Here is a 2,166-nt window from a genome sequence, read left to right as displayed (position 1 = left end):
GGCTATGCCCGTGAGGCGTTGCGTCAAGCCCTGGTGAACCTGGAAGCGATTCCGGCACCGGCCGGCACTTTGCCGGTGGTATTAGGTTCGGGCTGGTCCGGTGTGCTGCTGCACGAAGCAGTCGGTCACGGTCTGGAAGGCGACTTCAACCGCAAGGGCAGCTCTGCCTACAGCGGGCGCATGGGCGAAATGGTTGCTTCCAAACTCTGCACCATCGTTGATGACGGCACGTTGGCCGGTCGTCGCGGTTCGCTGAGCGTCGACGACGAAGGTACGCCGACCGAGTGCACCACGCTGATCGAAAACGGCGTGCTCAAGGGCTACATGCAGGACAAGCTCAACGCGCGGCTGATGGGGGTGGCCCGTACTGGCAACGGTCGTCGCGAATCCTATGCGCATCTGCCGATGCCACGGATGACCAACACCTACATGCTTGGCGGGGAAAGTGATCCGGCGGAAATCATCGCTTCGGTGAAGAGAGGCATCTACTGCGCCAACCTTGGCGGCGGTCAAGTCGATATCACCAGCGGCAAGTTCGTGTTCTCTACCAGCGAGGCGTACCTGATCGAAGACGGCAAGATCACCGCGCCGGTCAAAGGCGCGACGTTGATCGGCAACGGCCCCGAGGCGATGAGCCGGGTGTCGATGGTCGGTAACGATCTGGCGCTGGACAGCGGTGTGGGGACGTGTGGCAAGGACGGACAGTCGGTGCCGGTGGGTGTCGGTCAGCCGACGCTGAAGATCGATGCGATTACCGTGGGTGGCACGGGCGCATAAGACGAGGCGGAGCTTCGGGTGGCGCGCAGGGCGGCCACCCGATGACGAATATCAACGCAGGCCGCGTTGCGTATCGTCCAGCTCGCGGATGTACTTGAAGATTTTACGGCTGGAAGCCGGCGGTTTGTTTTGCGCAACCTCGTGCTGGGCCTGACGGATCAGGGAGCGCAATTGCTGGCGATCGGCGTCAGGGTACTCGACGACGAATTTCTCCAGCACGGCATCGTCACCGGCGATCAGGCGGTCACGCCAGCGTTCGAGATTGTGGAAACGCTCGTTGTACTGACGGGTAGAGGCATCGAGTTGATCGAGCAGGGTCAGAATGGCGTCAGTGTCCTGATCGCGCATCAGTTTGCCGATGAACTGCAGGTGCCGTTTACGCGCGATATTCGCGGTGTGCTTGGGCGCATCGGCCAGTGCTCGACGCAAGGCGTCGGTCAACGGCAGTTTTGCCTGCAAGTCGGGCTTGAGTGTTGTAAGGCGCTCGCCCAGGTCAACTAGAGCATGCAGCTCGCGTTTGACCTGAGATTTGCTTTTTTCTCCCGTATCGAGGGAGTCGTCGTAAGAATCAACCATGGTGGCAGTCCGCAAAGAAACGCCGCCATGATAACCAGTCGGGGGCCGCTTGTCCGGCCCGGTCGCTCGATGACCCCAGCCGAAAGCAGAATTTGAGTGGAGATGAGCATGAGTGCAGTTGAAAGCGTCGGCCCGCAGGCTTTGCCGGCACTGCAGGAACAGGTCGAGCAGATCATCGCCGAGGCCAAGCGTCAGGGCGCCAGCGCCTGTGAAGTCGCTGTGTCGCTGGAGCAAGGCTTGTCGACGTCGGTGCGTCAGCGTGAAGTCGAAACGGTCGAATTCAACCGCGATCAGGGCTTTGGCATCACCCTGTACGTCGGCCAGCGCAAAGGCTCGGCCAGTACGTCGGCGACCGGACCGGACGCGATTCGCGAAACCGTCGCCGCCGCATTGGCGATTGCCAGACACACCTCGGAAGACGAAGCCTCGGGCCTGGCCGATGCGGCACTGATGGCCAAGGATCTGCAGGATTTCGACCTGTTCCACGAATGGGACATCACCCCGGAGCAGGCGATCGAGAAGGCCCTGCTCTGTGAAGCCGCGGCGTTCGATGCCGATGCACGGATCAAGAACGCTGACGGCACCACCCTCAGCACCCATCAGGGCTGCCGGGTTTACGGCAACAGCCACGGTTTCATCGGTGGCTACGCCTCGACGCGGCATAGCCTGAGTTGCGTCATGATCGCCGAGGCCGATGGCCAGATGCAGCGCGATTATTGGTACGACGTGAACCGTCAGGGCAGTTTGCTGGCGGATCCGGTGAGTATCGGCCAGCGCGCCGCGCAACGGGCGGCGAGCCGCCTGGGCGCGCGT

At 62.0% G+C, this 2,166-nt stretch carries 3 protein-coding genes; 2 read left to right on the top strand and 1 reads right to left on the bottom strand.

Features of this window, described 5'->3' with window-relative positions:
* The coding region (locus tag DBR24_RS32315) for a metallopeptidase TldD-related protein (protein WP_256591533.1) at positions 1-777 on the top strand (777 nt) is incomplete at its 5' end.
* Positions 778-828: 51 nt separating this feature from the next.
* Here DBR24_RS32315 and yjgA read toward each other — a convergent pair.
* Positions 829-1,353, bottom strand: a complete 525-nt coding sequence (gene yjgA, locus DBR24_RS15635; RefSeq protein ID WP_025109468.1) for a ribosome biogenesis factor YjgA — start codon at positions 1,351-1,353, stop codon at positions 829-831.
* 108 nt (positions 1,354-1,461) lie between these two features.
* Here yjgA and DBR24_RS32310 point away from each other — a divergent pair.
* Positions 1,462-2,166, top strand: a 705-nt coding sequence (locus tag DBR24_RS32310; RefSeq protein WP_371921296.1) for a PmbA/TldA family metallopeptidase, incomplete at its 3' end; no start/stop codon positions are given.

This window comes from Pseudomonas sp. HMWF006 (assembly GCF_003061205.1).
Lineage (GTDB): Bacteria > Pseudomonadota > Gammaproteobacteria > Pseudomonadales > Pseudomonadaceae > Aquipseudomonas > Aquipseudomonas monsensis.
This window is presented reverse-complemented; position numbering and strand designations above follow the sequence as displayed.

Excerpts from the sequence above, each read along its gene's own strand:
- yjgA (WP_025109468.1), bottom strand. The coding sequence starts at position 1,353 with ATGGTTGATTCTTACGACGACTCCCTCGATACGGGAGAAAAAAGCAAA.